This window comes from Paraglaciecola sp. L1A13 (assembly GCF_009796745.1).
Classification (GTDB): Bacteria; Pseudomonadota; Gammaproteobacteria; order Enterobacterales; family Alteromonadaceae; genus Paraglaciecola.
Genome location: NZ_CP047024.1, coordinates 2,820,207 through 2,839,778 on the forward strand (window position 1 = coordinate 2,820,207; position 19,572 = coordinate 2,839,778).

17 protein-coding genes, 5 tRNA genes and 2 pseudogenes are annotated in these 19,572 nt (G+C 41.7%); 10 read left to right on the forward strand and 14 right to left on the reverse strand.

The window, feature by feature from the left end:
- Window positions 1-210 precede the first annotated feature (210 nt).
- Window positions 211-585 carry a hypothetical protein gene (locus tag GQR89_RS11745; RefSeq protein WP_158770226.1) on the forward strand — a complete coding sequence of 125 codons (375 nt, stop codon included), beginning with the start codon at window positions 211-213 and terminating at the stop codon, window positions 583-585.
- A 295-nt stretch (window positions 586-880) separates the two neighbouring features.
- Window positions 881-1,474 (forward strand): hypothetical protein, encoded by a 594-nt coding sequence (locus tag GQR89_RS11750; RefSeq protein WP_158770227.1) that lies wholly within the window; start codon window positions 881-883, stop codon window positions 1,472-1,474.
- Between the two features lie 159 nt (window positions 1,475-1,633).
- On the opposite strand, the gene GQR89_RS11755 is transcribed toward GQR89_RS11750, so the two are convergent.
- From GQR89_RS11755 to GQR89_RS11765, 3 genes and pseudogenes are all read right to left on the reverse strand, one after another.
- Window positions 1,634-2,047, reverse strand: coding sequence for a hypothetical protein (locus GQR89_RS11755; protein WP_158770228.1), 414 nt, complete (start codon window positions 2,045-2,047; stop codon window positions 1,634-1,636).
- Window positions 2,047-3,279, reverse strand: a complete 1,233-nt coding sequence (locus GQR89_RS11760; protein ID WP_158770229.1) for a hypothetical protein — start codon at window positions 3,277-3,279, stop codon at window positions 2,047-2,049. The genes GQR89_RS11755 and GQR89_RS11760 overlap by 1 nt, the downstream gene beginning before the upstream one ends.
- Window positions 3,280-4,193: 914 nt before the next feature.
- Window positions 4,194-4,552: pseudogene (locus GQR89_RS11765) on the reverse strand (MerR family transcriptional regulator).
- 73 nt (window positions 4,553-4,625) lie between these two features.
- On the opposite strand from GQR89_RS11765, the pseudogene GQR89_RS11770 reads away from it, so the two are divergent.
- Window positions 4,626-4,873 (forward strand): annotated as a pseudogene (locus tag GQR89_RS11770) (DUF2938 family protein).
- A gap of 184 nt (window positions 4,874-5,057) precedes the next feature.
- On the forward strand, window positions 5,058-5,468 hold the full coding sequence (locus GQR89_RS11775; protein WP_158770230.1) for a hypothetical protein: 411 nt from the start codon (window positions 5,058-5,060) through the stop codon (window positions 5,466-5,468).
- 205 nt (window positions 5,469-5,673) lie between these two features.
- Here the strand turns inward: GQR89_RS11775 and GQR89_RS11780 are convergent, their stop codons facing one another.
- On the reverse strand, window positions 5,674-7,377 hold the full coding sequence (locus GQR89_RS11780) for a YdiU family protein (RefSeq protein WP_158770231.1): 1,704 nt from the start codon (window positions 7,375-7,377) through the stop codon (window positions 5,674-5,676).
- A gap of 529 nt (window positions 7,378-7,906) precedes the next feature.
- Here GQR89_RS11780 and GQR89_RS11785 point away from each other — a divergent pair.
- Entirely contained in the window at window positions 7,907-9,499 is a 1,593-nt protein-coding gene (locus GQR89_RS11785) for a class I adenylate-forming enzyme family protein (protein WP_158770232.1), read from the forward strand.
- A 366-nt stretch (window positions 9,500-9,865) separates the two neighbouring features.
- Here GQR89_RS11785 and GQR89_RS11790 read toward each other — a convergent pair whose 3' ends face one another.
- From GQR89_RS11790 to GQR89_RS11825, 8 genes are all read right to left on the reverse strand, one after another.
- Window positions 9,866-10,333, reverse strand: a complete 468-nt coding sequence (locus tag GQR89_RS11790; RefSeq protein ID WP_158770233.1) for a hypothetical protein — start codon at window positions 10,331-10,333, stop codon at window positions 9,866-9,868.
- A gap of 634 nt (window positions 10,334-10,967) precedes the next feature.
- Window positions 10,968-11,054: transfer RNA gene (locus tag GQR89_RS11795), tRNA-Leu, on the reverse strand.
- Between the two features lie 51 nt (window positions 11,055-11,105).
- Window positions 11,106-11,179 (reverse strand) — tRNA-Cys (locus tag GQR89_RS11800).
- A gap of 189 nt (window positions 11,180-11,368) precedes the next feature.
- Window positions 11,369-11,443: transfer RNA gene (locus tag GQR89_RS11805), tRNA-Gly, on the reverse strand.
- A gap of 192 nt (window positions 11,444-11,635) precedes the next feature.
- On the reverse strand, window positions 11,636-12,208 hold the full coding sequence (gene pgsA / locus GQR89_RS11810) for a CDP-diacylglycerol--glycerol-3-phosphate 3-phosphatidyltransferase (RefSeq protein WP_158770234.1): 573 nt from the start codon (window positions 12,206-12,208) through the stop codon (window positions 11,636-11,638).
- A 69-nt stretch (window positions 12,209-12,277) separates the two neighbouring features.
- The gene (uvrC, locus tag GQR89_RS11815; protein WP_158770235.1) at window positions 12,278-14,104 is read right to left on the reverse strand and encodes an excinuclease ABC subunit UvrC; all 1,827 of its coding nucleotides are present in this window, start codon (window positions 14,102-14,104) and stop codon (window positions 12,278-12,280) included.
- A 3-nt stretch (window positions 14,105-14,107) separates the two neighbouring features.
- Window positions 14,108-14,752 carry a UvrY/SirA/GacA family response regulator transcription factor gene (gene uvrY / locus GQR89_RS11820; RefSeq protein ID WP_158770236.1) on the reverse strand — a complete coding sequence of 215 codons (645 nt, stop codon included), beginning with the start codon at window positions 14,750-14,752 and terminating at the stop codon, window positions 14,108-14,110.
- A 139-nt stretch (window positions 14,753-14,891) separates the two neighbouring features.
- Window positions 14,892-15,125 (reverse strand): hypothetical protein, encoded by a 234-nt coding sequence (locus tag GQR89_RS11825; protein WP_158770237.1) that lies wholly within the window; start codon window positions 15,123-15,125, stop codon window positions 14,892-14,894.
- Window positions 15,126-15,582: 457 nt separating this feature from the next.
- Between GQR89_RS11825 and GQR89_RS11830 the strand changes: the two genes are divergently transcribed.
- Window positions 15,583-16,704: a YbfB/YjiJ family MFS transporter gene (locus tag GQR89_RS11830; RefSeq protein WP_233268951.1), complete on the forward strand. Its 1,122-nt coding sequence runs from the start codon at window positions 15,583-15,585 to the stop codon at window positions 16,702-16,704.
- Window positions 16,705-17,252: 548 nt separating this feature from the next.
- Here the strand turns inward: GQR89_RS11830 and GQR89_RS11835 are convergent.
- Both GQR89_RS11835 and GQR89_RS11840 read right to left on the reverse strand, forming a co-directional pair.
- Window positions 17,253-17,344, reverse strand: a tRNA-Ser gene (locus GQR89_RS11835).
- Between the two features lie 59 nt (window positions 17,345-17,403).
- A tRNA-Ser gene (locus GQR89_RS11840) sits at window positions 17,404-17,495 on the reverse strand.
- Between the two features lie 230 nt (window positions 17,496-17,725).
- Between GQR89_RS11840 and GQR89_RS11845 the strand changes: the two genes are divergently transcribed.
- The 4 genes from GQR89_RS11845 to tusB all read left to right on the forward strand — a co-directional run bounded on the left by GQR89_RS11845 (window position 17,726) and on the right by tusB (window position 19,536).
- Window positions 17,726-18,394: a Bax inhibitor-1/YccA family protein gene (locus GQR89_RS11845; RefSeq protein WP_158770239.1), complete on the forward strand. Its 669-nt coding sequence runs from the start codon at window positions 17,726-17,728 to the stop codon at window positions 18,392-18,394.
- A gap of 73 nt (window positions 18,395-18,467) precedes the next feature.
- A complete protein-coding gene (tusD, locus tag GQR89_RS11850; protein WP_158770240.1) occupies window positions 18,468-18,857 on the forward strand; it encodes a sulfurtransferase complex subunit TusD in 390 nt (129 codons plus the stop codon).
- Complete coding sequence (tusC, locus tag GQR89_RS11855) at window positions 18,854-19,216, forward strand: sulfurtransferase complex subunit TusC (RefSeq protein WP_158770241.1); 363 nt, start codon at window positions 18,854-18,856, stop codon at window positions 19,214-19,216. The genes tusD and tusC overlap by 4 nt, the downstream gene beginning before the upstream one ends.
- Window positions 19,216-19,536 (forward strand): sulfurtransferase complex subunit TusB, encoded by a 321-nt coding sequence (gene tusB / locus GQR89_RS11860; protein ID WP_158770242.1) that lies wholly within the window; start codon window positions 19,216-19,218, stop codon window positions 19,534-19,536. The genes tusC and tusB overlap by 1 nt, the downstream gene beginning before the upstream one ends.
- Window positions 19,537-19,572: the final 36 nt, after the last annotated feature.

A 19,572-nucleotide genomic window follows, 5' to 3' on the forward strand; every position in this document is an offset into this window, starting at 1 on the left:
CACGTTAATACTTTCTTATCTGCGATTTCTGAAATTTGACGGCCGCTTTCAGGTGTATTTGTCATTCAAACAGGTTAAAAACTTTTGCATGTATATTTCTCAGCTACACTTTTGTTGATCGTACTGCGCATGAATATTACGTAGACATCAACACCAACAAGAAGAATACAGAAGTAGTATTTTTATAAATCCAACATGGAGTAGATACAGATGAAATTGCAAAAAGAAGATATACCCGTCGTAATGGAAGCCCCGGACATGATCATGCGCTCTTTAGCCGGTTTAGGAAATATGACCGTGGTATTTCATGAGCTACCTAAAGGCACAGATTTTACCCCCCTATTGAAAGGGCTCGGTAACGACAGCTGTCATTGCCCACATTGGGGCTACATATTTGAAGGAACCTTTCGGTTTATATACGACGATGGTAAAGAAGAATCTTTTGAAGCTGGCGACGTTTTTTATGCGCATGCTGGCCATACCGCAATTGTAGACAAAGATGTTAAATTTATTGATTTTAGCCCCACTAAGGAACTGGATGAAGTGATGACAAATGTCGGCAGAGTTATGTCCGAAATGAATTAAAAGCACACTCAATGTCGCCCGCTTAACGGGCAACATTTTTTAATATGTCCACAGGTATCACGGTTATCGGTTAGTCCAACTCGACTGTTATCAATAAATAATCGCCCTAAGAAGACGATATATAACAAGCTATCGAACGTAAAACTCCGATAGCGTTGCTTAATATCTGCCATAAGCCTTTAAATGTTGCTCGATAGTTTTTGCGTTTGATATGCACGCTAATTAATAGCACATTGTTGTTAATCAACAAGAAAGATACTATTAACATTCAAATATTAATAAGAAGAATGACTAAATGCATATAAAAAATTGGCTGGTAGGTATTTCTATCATGGCAAGTTCTACGGCCTTTTCAAAAGAGGCTCCGTTGGTTTCTATTCCTACTCACGACGCTTTTTTCTCTAGCATTGCCTTGCATTGTGGCAAGGCCTTTGAGGGGAAAGTGGCAGTAGATAATCAGCCTAGCCCCGCGTTCGATGCAAAATTAATTATGTTTGTACGCAAATGCAGTCAATCAGAATTACAAATTCCATTCTACGTTGGCGATAATGCATCACGTACCTGGATCATTAAAAAAACCGGCAGTGGTCTTAGTTTAAAACATGATCACCGCCATAAAGACGGCACTGATGATCCAGTGACCATGTATGGCGGGCACACGCTAGGCGCGGGTTTTAACCAGATACAATCCTTCCCTATCGACCAGTACTCGAAAGAATTATTCGCTGAGCATGGTTTAGCGCAATCTATCACCAACACATGGCAAATCTATAGCTACCCAGATACATTTTCATATCGATTAGTGCGTGAAGGGCGAGAGTTTCGAGTAGATTTTGATTTAACGAAGCCAGTGTCGGCACCAGCCGCACCTTGGGGTTATGAAAATTAAATGATTCGTTTTTGATTCAGTCTATCTTGCCAAGCAAAACTAACACGTTAAAAAAGCGCTTAAAGGTATTTGATTTTGGCGGTAATCGGCTGAGTCACTTGGTAGTGGACAGTGAAATTTGAAGTTGAATTCGCGCCTTATACTTTTTTATAATACGCGTTATTCGGTGCGGTAGATCACAGTAAAACCTATAGGCAATTTAGTATTACTAGGTAAATACGCTATCGTGCCCTGATTGTTAACCATAAACGCTAGCAATGACTCAACTGAATCAAATTCGATTGGTGGTTTCTTTCTGCCGCTAAACCGCATTTGAGCCCAATAAGATTGGATACGGGATTCAGTTAAGCCAACTATCTTGGTATTAAAAATTAAGCGAGCTTCGCTATCTGGCGTTAAAGCTACTGGCTTTAATGGAAACTGAGAACTGCTCCCCATAAAGATATCTCTTACTTCACGCTTTTTAACGTTAATATCAGTTATATCAGTATTCGCGACGACCATAAGATCGGTTGCTTGGCTACTGAACGTGCACATTGTTAGGGTAAGGACTAGCATCACTGTATATTTCATCAGAACACCCACTCCATGCCTATTTGATAAAGCTTTGCTTTCCTATCAAAGTTAGGGTCGGTGATTCCTGTGAAAAATGAACTTTTACCTGGTTCTCCTTCCAAAAAAGTAACTTCTGCCTTTGCCGAAATGTTATAGCGCAAGTCCCAGCGTAACCCTATGGTTACAGTATCTAATTCATAATCAGGCAAACTATCAATAACTTGATCATATGCAAAAGACAATTGGGTAAGTTGCGGATCTAACCCTTTAGGCACTAAATTTTCGACATTGCCGTATTTGCTATTTGATGTAGAGTAGCTTATGTGAATTTGAAATGGTGAAAAATTATACCCGGCACTCAAATAATAGCCATCTAATGCCGGTATAACAAGCAAGTCTGAAGTAACCTTCATCCACTCAGCTGATACGAAGTAGTCGAGGGTGTCGTAGTTAATATTCCCCTGATAAACAGTAATGTCGCCATCAAAACGCAACGATTCAGCATTTTGTTGGAAACCTGCAAAATCTAAAAGGTTAGCCAGCTCGGTAAACTGGACAACGTCTGCATCAAAATCAGAAGACATCGTCGTTGAAACACGCGCGCTGAGATTGCCAGAAGTTAGACTAAAAATGATGCCCTTTATTTCATCAACATCCATTTTTATTGATTGCTCGGTGCGCGTCAATTCACCATCAAACGTTCCATAGAAAGCTTCAACTTCAACATTTGTCGCATCAAGATTAAATCGGTAGGTGCCAGTTGCACCTTCGTAATTTGAAAACAATAGACTACTGAATTTTTGTAGTGGTGGCGTAAGCCAAGGATAAGCAAACCCGACATCTATAACGTCACTGTATCGAAAGAACGGTGTACGTAATTTGCCCAATTTGAACCGCCAATTTTGATTGGGTTCATAATTTACATATAACCACTCAAGGCCCGATTTTCGGTCGAAAGCGGAATGGGCGAGTAATTGTGCAGAGAGGCTTAATTCCTCAGTAATAGTAATGTCGCTTTGCAGGGCAAATAATGACTGTTGAGAAAAGCTAACACTATTGTCATATCCTTCAAATTTTGCACTACCTTCGTCTAAATAGCCGCCAACTATTCGTCCAAAACCGCTAAACGCAATGCGATCAGATATATCGGCTTGGGCTGTTATTGGCAAGAAAGATAAGAGAATTAGGGCGCAGACGAATCTTATTCTCATATCTTTTCGCATGTAAACTGTTTTATAGGGGATTTGCACCTATTCGTCAAAGTTCCACTAATGTAGTTAATAAACATCTAAATTAGGTATATATTTTCATACACTGTTATATTTTTTGAGTATTATTGAACGCTTTATACAGGCACATCCCAATCCCAACATTCAAGTACACCACACACACTAAGAGTCTAATTCATCAATACTTATTCAGCCATTTGATAATTCAGTCTTTTCATAAGTGCAGGTTAGTTTTATTGACCATTTGTTGAATCTGTTCGTTAGTTATAGTTAAAAAAATTGACCATATCAAATTCTATTATTGGCAAACTTTAGCCTCTGGGTGTTTAACGAGTGCCCTTCGACTTTCACACTATCAACGGGCATTATCGTTTTTTCGACAGATCATGCTGGCTGGTTAAACAACAAAGCAATGCAAAATGAAACATTCGAAGTCGTTTTTAAGCATGCTGATAAAGCCTTTTATCAAGGTGGAAATACCGACAGAAACTGTATTTTTAGTTAGCGTTTGGCCAAGTTATAAGTTGCTTGACTCGCCAACTGTGGAATGAATCAGCCGCAGATGTATTAATCTACAGCATTTACCCAATCCGAATTCCACCTCAGCGTGCCACCGGTTAATGCGCCCTTTTATCGCTGGGGCTCGAGCGTTTGGGGTTTGTGACTTAAAGCTCATGCTTAGACACTGGCAAGTTGCCTAAAAAGTACATTTGGATAACCCTTATCATCCGTAACCATTCGCTATTCTTTCACGTATTCTAACTGGACGATGATTGCAGCATATTTATCTCAACGACACAGAAAATAGCCGAAGCAGTAGCGCTATTTTCTAACACATTGATGGCCCTTTGGTGGAATACTCAATGTCATAACAATTGCTTTACGCGTTTATTCAAATCTTGGCCTTTAATTGCACCTGCGGCGGCTAGCCCCATTTAACGACGAAATCTATGGCACTCTGAATGACGCGGGGCAATACAAGCTGCGGTATGTTGAAGTCCATCACCCATGGCAGTCAATTTTTGAATGGTTTGGTACAATTCAGTCGCTTTTGTTAGCAGCATTTCTCGATCGATATCTGGGGTTTTACCTTCCCCTAAAATGTTCGAAATTTCTTCCACAGTAAATTCCGCCACAAGAGCTAGAGCAATCAAGGCTAATCGCTCCATTATATTGGCATTAAAACTCGTCGTAATCCGTTCCTACCCACAGAACGAATTAACCCTTTCTCTTCATAATAACGCAATGTCGAAGCGGGATCTCCTGAGCGCTTAGCCCCGGTATAAATATCCATAATAGCCCTTGACCTAGAGTTGACTTTCAGTTTTAGAGCAACAACAGTGATGGATTTGTGGGCCATGTTAAGAATGAAACTATTCAGCATTGCACCCACAAATTGGGGAATGGTTGGACTCTGGATAGCCTACATACCCAAGGGATACTTATTCATCACTCTATCGCAACATATGCTGCGATACGCGGTGAGCACATCATTGGGTGGGTTGCCCATGATCTAATAGGTATAAGCTACGCAGCCACTTTAGTGATCATTTGCGGTAATGCATGGGTGCATAGCGTTATTAATCACTCAATTTTTGGTCTTGGTTTGTATTGATCAGGCTGGGCGCTAAATCATGTTTATGCACTGTAATTGATAAATAACATAAGCAAATTTGAGAAACGGCGAGTAAATTACTCATTGGTTAGATATACATTCGCCGATGTGCAGCTAGCTTTCAGTTAGTCGCATAAGTGGCACTCGTCATCCATTAAAGTTTTGCAAGAGGAAAGAAACACACATGAAGGTTTTACAACTGAACACCTACACGGCGCACACTAAGATCGTGGGTTTAGTCGCGATTTTGATCTCACTGGTGGCATGGTCGACGGATCTTACAGGGATGGTTTACATTTGCCCTTATTGCCGTGCTCAACGCACCGTCATTGGCATTCTAGGATTAATGTTAATTTCCCCCGGGGGAAAGCACTGGATAGCAAAGTACATAGGGTTGGTTGTCGGATTTTTTGGTGCAACCGTGGCCGCAAATCAACACTTTATGGGATGGAAAAAAATATCAGCTGGAACGTTCAAATTTAAAGAAAACCTCGTGATTGATCCGTTCCTATTATCGGCCTTTGCGTTATTCGGCATTATAGGCCTCACCTACTTGCTGTTATTTTCAGATAAAAGACTGCCAAAACACTTTTAAGAGGGTTATCTGTGTATTTGTGCAGGTATGCAGGGGATGTAAATAAATCTATTTGCAGCGCAATGTTTAATGCCAAGCTACTAACTAAAAAATATGAAAATATATAGGCTAGGTACCTATTTAGTCGGTGAAAAACGCGGCGCAATATTGACATAGCCGCGCCGTGGTTTTTTTTCAGATAAAGGGTAAGCGAGCTTGTTTCAATTTAAGAAGAACAACTATAGTGCGACACCCCACCGGCGTCAAAAAAAGCGTGAGGCTTTAAGCTATAGTATTTGCTTTCAATATCGCTCGACTGCTCATTAAAAGGCTGTGTTAATACCTGCTGCAACTCATGAACAAGTTCGAAGTCACCTTTGCCCGCTTGCTGATAAGCAGGCACAACTAGCCATTCTCGCCACGTATATTTAGGATTAACTTGTTGCATCATTTGCGCAGTTTTTTGAATGCCTTCTTCAGTGTTTAACAAACTTCTCCAATTTTGCAGCCACTGTACCCATTGTTCAGACAAGGCGTCTGTTGGAGTGTTGTAGAAGCTTTTGCTCAAGTCCGAAATATCGTCTGGGATCTTGGACAGTTCATGAAAAAATATGGTGTAGTCGACAGATGTTTGTACCATTAGCGTAATCAGTTGCTCAAACAGCTGAGGATCATAAGACGCCAAGCCAAGTTTAGATGCCCACATATTGTCCATTTTATCTTGCATGACTGAAGCGAACCCAAGATTTATCTGATTTAATTTTTCTAGCGCTTCGGGAGTTGACGAGAGTAAAGGTTGTAAAGCTTTACAAAACATATCAAAATTTGTTTGTGCTGCCGCCCCTTGATTGAAGAACGAGAAATGTTGCCCCCCACCCGTCCATGGTTGGTAATAAGGGTCAAAACGCTCGACGAAACCAAAAGGACCATAATCGAGTGTATAACCACCACAAGCGCAGTTATCACTATTAAAGTTGCCTTGGCAGTAGCCTACGCGCAGCCAGTGGCTGATCAACGTGGTCAATCGGTCACGAAATGCGACCGCCAGTTGCACGATTTGCTCTGGGATGGCTAGCTCGTGGTCAATCTCATTTGAGTATTCGCGCGCAATCAAATGCAACACAATCATCTCTAACTCTTTTAGCGCGTCGGGATGTTGATTAACGCGAGCGCGACGAGCAAAGAGTTCAAGTTGACCCACTCTTAAAAACGAGGGTGCGACCCGCGTTGAAATCGCCACAGGGTTAGATACGTTCATATCTGGGTTTGTGGCATAAGAACCTTCAGAATACCAAGGCCGTCTTACTTGTTCTGATTGCGAGACAAACAAACATAAGGATCGGGACGTTGGCACACCCAAGCCATGCATGTGTTCTTGAACTAAAAACTCCCTAACACTTGAGCGCAAGACAGCTCGGCCATCTCCGCCACGGCAGTAAGGGGTTGGCCCGCCACCTTTTAACTGCATCTCCCAGCGCTTTTTATTAATCACAGCTTCAAGCACAGAAACCGCTCGGCCATCGCCGTAACCGTTGCCTGTTCCAAATGGGCATTGCTGAATGTATTCAGTACCGTAAATAGACAGCGCGTAGCCTGTGGCCCAGCCAACTGGGCGCATGGGCGATGGTACGTTAGATATGTCACCAGCGAACAGCCGAGCAAATTCATCTGTGTGCACTAGGCTGTCGTCGAAACCTAGTTCAGCAAAGAGTATTTCACTGTGGGCGACATATATAGGGTTAGCAATAGGCGTAGGTTTAACGGGCACATAATGCCCAGAAAAAACTTGTCTTGGTTCGTAATCGTCACCAGTTTCAGTGGCATCAGGATCACAGTTTAGATTATCAAGTAAGGAGTAATCACTTAACGTTGCCAAATCTTCAAGTGTGTATACGCTTTTAGGAACATCAGTAGTGAGTTGGTTAGCCATGCGATTCAAACACCTTTTTTCATATCAATATAATTAACAACAGTATATTGCATTTAGATACGTCAGATCTTCTCTAAAGTGCCACTGCCCAGAATACTTCTGAATGCAGACGCCAGCATTTCCTCTCGTTTTTTATGCCAACCTTCTGCAGCCTCATCAAAAAATGATTAATTAATTCCTTTGGGTACAAGTACGAACACTTTTTTACCATCTAATGTTTGTTTGATTATTTGCACTAGAGAAATTTGTGAAACGGTATTTTCTAAAATTGACTGGAAGAAACGAGAAGAATTAAACTGACTTGAAAAAAAATGACCTGACACATTATCTTCTACATTCCGATCAAAAAATTACAACATGTTGTTATGGGTAACGGCTAATTACCGTATCAAATATCACGCATAAAAATAGTTAATCATCACTGGTTTTTACCCATACGAGAAAAACAAACATAATGTTTACAATGCATTAAAAAATACTGAGAATGAACTTAATGCTCCTCAATAAACAGTAAAAATGGGAACAATATATGAGCGAAATGCCAAATGTTAAACCAAATTTTTTAGAAGAGATTATCTACAAAGATAACTTTATCTCCTTCCCCGCACGGATTCGAAATATTGCTAATAACTTCCCAGAATTGAACGTTTTAACCGTTGATGGCAAAACTCGTCAATGGAAGGCTTTTATGCCACGTATCAATCAAGTCTCAAATATGTTGGCAAGCCGCGGTTTAGGGCGAGGTAGTAAAATCGCGATCCTTGCTAAAAGTAGTATCGAATATATTGAAATATTCTTGGGCGGGTTGCAAGCCGGTGTATGTATTGTACCTTTATCTGGAATGGCATCTAGCGAGCAGTTAAAAGTCATGATCCGGGATAGTGGCTCTAAAATGGTTTTTGTATCCAAAAATAATCAACATTATATTGAGCCATTTATTGGAAGTCTCGAAGCAGTACCTACAGATGGTTATGTCTCTCTAGACTTTTCGGCAGGGGCATGGACCCCTTATGAACCATTGGTATCCAGTGCGCCTGACACTGCAATGAGTGTCGATATTCTTCCAGAGGATCCGTTTAACCTTATTTATAGTTCTGGTACGACAGGCGTTCCCAAAGGTATCGAACAAAGTCATTCCATGCGTAATCAACATGTGGTGGGTTTTGAAGGGTTAGGCATCTCATCAGAAGCGATTACGCTGAGTTCTACAGCACTTTATTCCAATACGACACTGGTTGTATTGTTGCCAACTCTTGCCCTTGGCGGCCGGATTGTTCTAATGCCAAAGTTTGAAGCTGAAGCGTTTTTAAAACTAGCTGAAGCGGAGAAAGTGACCCATACGATGCTGGTACCAGTTCAATACCAGCGTATTTTGGATCATAAAAATTTCCATAATTACGATTTGAGTAGTTTTCAGGTTAAATTATCGACAAGTGCACCGCTACGAGAAGGAATAAAACAAGAGACGATTGATAAATGGCCAGGCAAGCTTATTGAAGTATATGGTTTGACCGAAGGCGGGATTGGCACAGTGTTATCAGTAACTGATTTTCCTGATAAATTGGCGTCTGTAGGCCGTGCTAGTGACGGCGTTGAACTACGGATAATCGATGAACAGGGAGCAGAATTACCGCAAGGAAGTATTGGCGAAATTGTCGGACGCTCCGCTGCGATGATGAGCGGTTATTATAAACGCCCAGATTTAACCAATGACATGCTTTGGACTTGCTCTAAAGGTAAGACCTACTTTAAAAGTGGCGATATTGGCCGGTTTGATGAAGATGGATTCCTTTTTTTACTGGATCGGAAAAAAGACATGATCATTTCGGGAGGATTTAATATTTATGCTGCTGATATCGAAGCGGAACTTGTTCAACACAATGGGATTTCAGATGTCGCGGTTATTGGTATTCCCAGCGAAAAATGGGGTGAAACGCCACTTGCTTTAGTCGTATTGAAAGAAGGTGCAACTGAAACTGAACAAAGCATTACAGATTGGGTTAATAACCGGTTAGGTAAAACACAACGAATTTCAGGTGTAGAATTTAGAAGTACGCTACCAAGAAGCACGATTGGCAAAATTCAGAAGCGAGAATTAAGGGATGAATATGTCAAGAAATAGAAAGAACTATTGAAACTAGGCTTATACCAACCCCCCTACAAATTAGCCAACAAAGCCGTTGGCTATGTAAACTACTCTTATCAAAACTTAATTTTCATATAGAAAGGGATATAAAGACATTCATGATAAAACGGTCAAATTTAAGGCTTGAACTAGACTTGTTTGGTGATGAGCCTCCGGTGCTCGGCGCCCGGCGCCCGTTAATCAGCGTATTCCGTTGAGTAATCTTGCGGAACAGAATATCTACTTTATTTTACGTAAACTTATAGGTCTGTATATTTTTATTGGCCAAAAGCACGACGCGATAACAGCGAAGAAGCGCCGTGTTTTTCCCTGATAGGATAAACAAACGTGTTCAAACGTCTGTTATGAATCTGAGGTTATGTAAAGAGGCTGGCTCATTCCTATCACGACATTTGAATTCTTTGTCCTCTTCTGATGTATAGTCACTTGATACTCAAGGGGCAGTACCATTTTGCGTAAACTTTCCTTTGAGTAACCAGCACTCGTTGATAAAGGGGTATCCCACTTAATTGATATAGAACCACTTTCAGAATCAATTTTGCACGGCTCGCGCTTTGTAGTGACCGTTACCAGTTTATCCTGAGAGCTCGTAAACAAAATTGAGCATTTATACAGCCCAGTAACGTCACTATAGTCCTTGATGCTATAATCAAATTTGACATCTAACTGATGCTTATTCGTTCCAGCTTTACCCAGTTCAGTCACTTTGAGATTGCTAATAACAGCTTGGCTAGTGTTGATGTCCGAATAATTAGCTGATGCACATCCCGTCAAAAAGGCAATGGACGCCATTCCTAAAATTTTCTTCATACTTTCCTCCTTAAAAAACCTAACGATAGTATTTTCCGGAAATACTCATTAACGACATTCACGTACTAAAAACAGAATTTTCCGCCTTTCGTCAGAGGTCATTTTTAGCACGCGCGTTAACGTATTGCAAAGGTAGTATATTTTACCGAGCCATACTTTTTTTATTCTTTATAGAAACATGGAAAACTGTACTCATAAAAAAGCTAAAGCACCTACACTGTCCCCAAAGCATAGTTTACGCAGCTAAAGTAGCGGCGCTAACGAATGAAAACTTCAAGTTGCAATGCAGAGCATTATCGTAGATTTTGATTTAACTAAGCCAGTATCCATCCGTGATAGTCCAAAGCTGTGATCAGAGCACGGCAAGCAACTGAACTCCCGTAAGACTCTGCGTCTCAAGATTTAAAAGCAGTAGCACTGTCAGACCCCGAAGGTACCCCATCTCAATTGCTGCACGTCAGTGGTCATAAAGCGAATCATAGATCTCAATGTACAACAGAAATATTCAGATCGTTCTTGGGATTGAAAATAGAAATAACCAAGGATATTAGAAAATAATATTCGGAAAATATTTTAAGAGGAGTAGCAAGATAATTTGCTATATAAAGTTATATTCAAAATCAATAACTTAAAATGGTGCCCGGGGCCGGACTTGAACCGGCACGTCCTTACGAACGAGGGATTTTAAATCCCTTGTGTCTACCAATTTCACCACCCGGGCATCGGGGGGATACTTGCTAATAATAACAAGCTGGTATTGCTGAAGCGATTATGGAGGCGGAACCCGGAGTCGAACCGAGATCCACGGATTTGCAATCCGCTGCATAGCCATTCTGCCATTCCGCCACATTTGGAGTTAATAATGAATGAAACATTCATTGCTTCCTTCGGAAGCTCTCCGAATAACAAAAACGCTGTTACTCTTACTTCTTTAAATTTGGAGCGGGAAACGAGATTCGTATCCGGCCACCGAGTGGTTGCGACCCTAGGGGAAGCGACCAGTAGTATTAAAAATTACTACTTACTATTTAAATTTGGAGCGGGAAACGAGATTCGAACTCGCGACCCCAACCTTGGCAAGGTTGTGCTCTACCACTGAGCTATTCCCGCACCTGTTTTAAAAAGCAACCTTGTTAAGTAACGATGTTTTGTTTACTTAGCGAGTTGTGTGCTGCTCTCTAAATCTGGGCTGCATTCTACATTCACTATCAAGACTGTCAACAACAAAAATAACATTTTATGACTGACTGCTTGATTTTTGACTAATGCGCGCTATTTTCAAACAATTTTGCTTAATTAACTCTATTTACTTTCGGATTTTGATAGCGACGGCCAAGCTGCAATTGTATAAGTCACCATAGACCATAGCGATAATACCGCCGCAAAATATAATAAAATGTAACCTAGCGTCACCCAATAGATGGGAATACCCATAAAATATTGCATTTCTGAGAGCAAACCGATCAAAGCTAACATTTGCGCCATGGTTTTTGCTTTGCCCATAAAAGACACTTTAACGGTATCTTGTAGGCCTTTTTGGCCCATCCATTCCCGCAGGGCCGAAATATAGACTTCTCTAGCTAATAATAATATAGCCGGCACTGTTATCCACGCAGTGGCGTACGTATCGGTAATAAGAAGTAAAGCCGTTGCCACTATGAGTTTGTCGGCAACTGGGTCTAAAAACGCGCCAAACGCGGTAGATTGCTCTAACTTACGGGCTAGATAGCCGTCAAACCAATCGGTGATAGCAGCAAACCAAAAAATAAATGCAGCGGCCTGATGCGCCCACTTCCAATCAAGAAAATACACCGCGACGAAAATAGGTATTAATAAAACGCGGATCAGGGTGATGATGTTAGGGATAGTCCACATTTAGCGGTTAGTCCTCGTGATTATGTTGAGTAGGCGGACCTACTGTCTCGTGCTCTTGACGAGTTTGTTTTAATTATGGATATGATCATAAATCGTATCCGCTAGTTCTGTGCTGATCCCTGGCACTTTGGCAATTTCACTGCGACTGGCCTGCAAAATACCATGCAGGCCGCCCATGTATTTAAGTAAACTTTGACGACGTTTAGCGCCTACTCCTGGGATTGATTCAAGTTTTGACGTCTTTTTATCTTTTTGGCGCCTCGCTCGGTGTCCGGTTATAGCGAATCGGTGTGATTCGTCACGAATATGCTGGATTAGGTGCAGGGCAATTGAGTCGCCTGATAACGGGATAGTAGCATGGTTGCCCGCTAAAATAAGGGTTTCAAGACCCGCCTTACGGCTGCTACCTTTCGCCACACCAATCAGCAAGGGTTTTTTCTCGTGTTTCCAATTCTCAAAGTAATCTTCGGCTTGAGTTAATTGCCCTTTTCCCCCGTCAATAAACAAAATATCAGGGATTTTACTTTCGTCTTTTACATCACGATAACGACGCGCAAGGGCCTGTGCCATGGCGGCGTAATCATCGCCTGGAGTAATCCCTTCTATGTTATAGAGACGATAATCAGCTTTAAAAGGTCCTTCACGATTGAACACCACACAAGAAGCCACCGTCAACTGCCCTGATGTATGGCTGATGTCGAAACATTCCATACGCTGAATAGGTTGTTCAAAGTCGAGGATTTTCTCTAATTCTGTGTAGCGAGCAAAAACCGACTTTTGTTGGCCTTGGCGAGCAATAAGTGCATTCTCAGCATTGGTGTTGGCTAACTCTAAGTAACGTCGTTTTTCATCCCGTGCGCCACGATAAAATTGAATGCGTCGCCCAGCTTCTTTTGTTAACAATTCTTCGATAGCGCTCTGCTCGCTGAGTTCAACGGGCGTGATGATTTGCTTGGGTATGACTTTATTACCTGCTAAGTAAAACTGCAGAATAAACGACTGAAATACCTCTTCGTCGCTGGCATTGGCAGGAACCTTCGGATAAAAGCTTTTACTACCGAGCAATTTGTTGTCTCGGATAAACAAGCCTTGAATACTCGCAATACCATTTCGATAAGCAAAACCAAACACATCCATTTCTTCTTGATTGCCACTGACCCACTGCTGCTCTTGAACTTTGTTTAGCGCGCTAATTTGATCGCGATAACGCGCAGCTGCTTCAAAGCGCAGATTTTCGCTGGCGGTTTCCATTCGTTGTACTAGAGAATCAATAACCTGTTTATTTTTACCTTTGAGGAACATACGGGCCAAGTCTACTTGTGCTTGATATTCTTCATCACTAACAAGCCCTTCAACGCAGGGCCCAGCACAACGTTGCAATTGATATTGTAAGCATGGGCGAGAGCGCGCGCGGTAATAACTGTCTTCGCATTGGCGAATGGGGAAAATTCGTTGCATGGTGCGCAGACTTTCGCGTACAGCCCATGCACTGGGATAAGGACCGAAATATTCACCCTTGCGCTTTTTGGGGCCGCGATGGTTGGCTAAACGTGGGTGCGCATGCTCCGACAGGAAGATAAACGGATAGGACTTATCGTCTCTTAGTAAAACGTTATAGCGTGGCTTGTACTTCTTGATAAAATTGTTTTCAAGAATAAACGCCTCGGCCTCACTGTGCACCAGAGTGACATCCATATGCGCTATTTGTTTAACCAGAGATTGGGTTTTAATGCTATCGACCTGACTGCGAAAGTAGCTCGATACACGGTTTTTAAGGTTTTTAGCTTTACCCACATAAATCACATCCTGATTGTGATTGTACATGCGGTAAACACCGGGCTGGTTAGTCAGATCCTTAAGAAAAGCCTTAGAATCAAAGGGCGTTTTGTCGTTCATTAATTACAAATTTTCTGAATTTATCAACTTATGACGTAATGCTAAATGCGTAAGTTCAACATCGGTACTGACACTCAGTTTCTCAAACATGCGATAACGATGGGTGTTAACCGTCTTGGCACTGATATTCAAGAATTTTGCGATGTCTGGCACCTTTGAACCTTTTGTTAGCATTAAGGTTATTTCTAACTCTCGTTCAGACAAAGATTCGAAAGGATTACCGTCACTAAAATCTAATGCGCCGATAGCTATCTGCTGAGCGATGTCTGGTGACACGTACTTTTGCCCCGCAGCAACTTTGCGGATAGCCAGTTCCATTTCTTTAGGATCTGAATCTTTAGTCAAATAACCAAATGCCCCCATGCGCATAACCTTCGCCGGGATAGGATTTTCTTTGTGAACCGATAACACGATAATTCGTGTGTTCTCACTAAAACGCAAGATCTGCTTGGTCGCTTCCAAACCACCAATGCCAGGCATACTCATATCCATTAATACCAAATCAGGTGCATTCTTACGGCAGAACTTGACTGCCTCTTCACCTGTTGTAGCTTCTCCAACTACGACAAAACCTTGTACATCTTCCAAAATACGTCTTATACCGGTTCTGACCAGCTCGTGATCATCAACCAACAATATTTTTATCAAACAAGTGCTCCTAGAGGAGTTTAATTTTTCTCTGTAATGATGTCTAAATATCACATAAATGCGAAGTAATTTCAGCCTTCAATTAACTAAATTTACGCTTAATCAATGAATATTTCATAAAATTGTTCGAAATTTGTACTTATCGGTAAAAATGTGTACTTAACCTATTCCAACCACTTATCGTATCTTTCAAACCTTGGCAGGTATTACGCGCTAAACATGTTGGGGCTGAGCACTTAATGGTCCAACGGTTTTCACAGTCAGGCACCCTAACTGGCGCTGTTGGTATTCCACCACATCGACATCTACTTGGCACTTCTGCTATATCGGCGAAGCGCTTAGCCAAACTACCCACTTCATGATTCTGATTCATAATTTCACTAGACCGATGTTACCGTTAGGCGAAAGAGCATAAAGTAACTAACCCTACAAAGTCACGGTTATATTTTATCAGGTTGGCTAAATAACCAAATTAACAAAGGTTTCAAACCTTTAGATAATGCCAGTACGCTCAAACCTCAGTGCGCTAAGAAAAATCGAGATAGCGTATTATAAGAGAACGTCAAATATGGATTAGAGCACGTCAATTCATCATCTGTGAAGCTTAGCTAAGACGGTATAGATTGATTTGCACTTTTCCTTTTTTAATTCTCTGCCACCATAGTATTCGAAGCTAAAGCATTTGCGTATAGGGTTAAAATTTTTATTCAATATAATTCAATTTTTCTTATGTATTAAAAAACTTATACTGCATACAACTCATCCCCAAATATGCAGTTATGCCAACTCAACTCAGCAAACTTAAAGTATATATAGCGGGAATTTGCAGTTTGATCGTAACTGCCGGCGTGGCTCGTTTCTCTTATACATCGTTGCTGCCATTAATGCAGTCAGATGCGGGCTTAACCGAAGTGGCCGGCGGCTGGTTGGCGACCATTAATTATTTAGGGTATTTAATCGGTGTATTGATTGTTTCAAATATTAATAACCTAACCCACAAATACATCCTTTATCGGCTCTATTTAGTTTTGGCTGTTATAACAACCGCAGCAATGGCGTTAACCACAGATTTTTATGCATGGGCGCTATTGCGCTTTATTTCCGGGATATGCACATCGGCAGGCTTTATTATTGCGTCAGGATTGATCCTTAAGTGGCTTTTTCATCATGGTGAACGAGGTGAGCTGGGTATACATTTTTCGGGGATTGGGCTTAGTATTCTTATCGCAGCTGTTTTGGTTGAAGTGTTGCTTAGACTATCCGTAAGTTGGCAATATCAGTGGCTTTATCTTTCGTTGATGGCCGTCGTGTTTACTATACCGGCCTGGATTTGGATACCTGACCCAGCTCGTAATATGGATAGTTTAGTCGCTACTAAGGTAACAGACCAGCCCCCGAGTAAAACCTTTGCATGGGTCATCATGGCCGCTTATTTTTGTGCGGGTTACGGTTATGTCGTCAGTGCAACATTTATCGTTGATATCGTTGAAGGTATTCCGTCACTAACGGGCCACGGACAACAGGTATTTATTATTCTAGGTTTAGCTGCAACACCGGCTGTTTTAATAGCGGATAGGATTGCACGTGAATGGGGATATTTAATAACGCTGTTTTTTGCTTACAGCCTACAAATCGTTGGCATAATGCTACCGACGCTTAGCAATAATCTAATTATTATTGCTATAAGCGCGATTCTTTTTGGCGGTACTTTTGTCGCCATTGTCAGCCTTGTTTTGACCATGGCAGGTCACTTTTATCCATCTAATCCAGCTAAGTTTATGGGGAAAATGACCTTAGCGTATGGTGTTGCGCAGATTATTGCTCCTGCCAGTACGGGCTTACTAGCCGCTTGGTTAGGAAATTATAATGTGGGGCTATATCTGTCGGCAGGCACTATGTTGATTGGTACATTACTGATCACTTATTTAATAAAACGAGATGAAATCCCTTAATTTTAGTGATTAGCATGGAAAAAAATTAGTTCCGTACTCATGCATATCCCTGTGACTGACGCTTCGCGCGCCGCTGGCGGTAGTGAATGTTCCTGACATTCGCTCGCACCACGGGGCCTCTCACCCTCGCCTATTTACGGTTGTTTTATTTTTTTCATAAAAAAACCCGCAACATGAGCGGGTTAATTTAATATGGCGGATAGCGAGGGATGTACTCATGCACATCCCTGTGCCTGACGCTTCGCGCGCCGCTGGCGGTAGTGAATGTTCCTGACATTCGCTCGCACCACGGGGCTTCTCACCCTCGCCTATTTACGGTTGTTTTATTTTTTCATAAAAAAACCCGCAACATATGCGGGTTAATTTAATATGGCGGATAGCGAGGGATGTACTCATGCACATCCCTGTGCCTGACGCTTCGCGCGCCGATGGCGGTAGTGAATGTTCCTGACATTCGCTCGCACCACGGGGCTTCTCGCCCTCGCCTATCTACGGTTGTTTTATTTTTTTCATAAAAAAACCCGCAACATGTGCGGGTTAATTTAATATGGCGGATAGCGAGGGATTCGAACCCCCGGTAGGTTTGACCCTACGTCTGATTTCAAGTCAGGTGCATTAAACCGAGCTCTGCCAGCTATCCAATTCTTTTTTGTAAATAGACTTACTTCAGCTAATGTAAATCTATTCACTAACACAATATGGCGGAGAGGGAGGGATTCGAACCCACGGTAGGTTTGACCCTACGTCTGATTTCAAGTCAGGTGCATTAAACCAAGCTCTGCCACCTCTCCGAATTGAGGAGCAGAATAATAATGACGTTTCCGGTGCTTGTAAAGCCTTTATTAACCTAAACTTGCTGACCGACTACAATTTAATCATACTGGCTGATTTTACATCAAGTTACTAATATTTCGTATAATACTCGACGCTAGCACTTGAATAATTGAACAAAACCCCATACAAAGGCATCATAGATATATTAACTGTTTTACAACATCACTTTACCTATTGGAGGTAACAAATGGAACATCGCTCTACGTATAGCAACACTGCACAGGCTTCGGCTCTGCAAACAAACAAGGTTTTGCGCAATACGTACTTACTATTGGCAATGACTCTTACATTTAGTGCAATCTGTGCTGGAGTAGCTGCAGCTATGAATATCGGCCCAGGCGCTGCTTTAGGTATGAACCTAGCTGCGTTGGTCATGATATTCTTTTTAAACAAAGCGTCGCAAAGCTCAATGGGTATTTTATTCGTGTTTGCCTTTACTGGTTTGCTCGGTGGCTCATTAGGTTATACATTGAACTACTATGCCGGATTCCAGAACGGTCCTGAAATGATTATGCAGGCCTTTGGTGCTACAGCATTGGTGTTCTTTGGTTTATCAGGTTATGTATTAACCACCAAGAAAGACTTCTCCTTTATGGGTGGCTTCTTAATTGTGGGTTTGATTGTTGCGGTTGTCGCATCACTTGCTAACTTGTTTTTCCAAATCCCAGCGCTTAGCTTAGCGGTTAGTGCTGCTATCGTGTTTATTATGTCTGGCTTCATCTTGTTTGATACCAGCCGTATCATCAACGGTGGTGAAACTAACTATATTCGCGCAACAGTATCTATGTACTTGAATATATATAACTTGTTCACTTCTATCTTGCATCTTTTAGGTGTTTTCGGTGGCGATGACTAATCGTTAATGTGTTGCTAAAACACCCCGCTTAGTCGGGGTGTTTTTATTTGTACTAACCTTAGGTATTTTAGTAATGGCTACCCTTAGTTTATTGGTAACTCATGCTCCCTTTGAGCAGCAATACGCGTTTAGCGCTTATCGTTTTGTATGCGCAGCGTTGAATTTAGGCCATGACATAAAAGGCATTTTCTTTTATCAAGGCGGCGTACAAAATGCCAACCGTTTTCAATCGGGTCACAGCGATGAGTTTGACTTATACGCAGCTTGGGTTGAGTTAAGCGAACAGCATTCAATACCATTGAACGTATGTGTTACCGCTGCAAACAGGCGCGGTGTAATAAACGAGCAAGATGCCAGTGATAATAACCAAGAAGGCTTTAATCTCGCTGACCCTTTCATCGAGGTAGGCTTGGGCGATCTGGTAGAACTAATGCAAATCAGCGACAGAGTAATACAGTTTTGATAACAAAGAGCGTAGGCATTATTAATAGTACCGCTCCTTACGGGGTATCAAACGGTCAAGAAAGTCTCGACTTGGCGTTAGCCGCCGCAAATTTTGGTCAAGACGTTAGCTTGTTCTTTGTAGACGACGGTGTCTTTCAACTCGTTAAGTCGCAACAGCCTCTGCCTGAGCAGGGTAAAAATTACAGTAAAACATTTCCTGCTCTAACCTTTTACGATATCGATGAAATTTACGTATGTGAACAGAGCCTTATCGACCGGCAACTAGCAAAATACGACTTATGTATTGGAGTCACTTCATTGCCCCATGAAGAACTTAATGTTCGCATAGCACAGCATGACCATTTGGTGAGGTTCTAATGACATTGCATATCATCAGTAGCAGCCCATATTGCGCTAATGTGATTGACCTTGTGCTTAACCGCTGCACGCAAAATGATGGGATCATACTGATTCAAGATGGTGTGTATGGATTAAGTCACTTGCCTACGTTAACAAAACTCAATGAGGTGCATAAAACAAAGAATATTCTCTGTTACGCGTTAGAAGACGATATGACGGCCAGAGGTAGTTACAGCTCAAAAGATATCTTTATCAACAACAGTAGCTTTATCGCGCGTGTAAGCGTTGAAGATTTTGTTACGTTGACGCTAACCCACAGTGCATCAATCAGTTGGTAATCTAACACCACACTAAATACGTTAAGGGGTAATTAA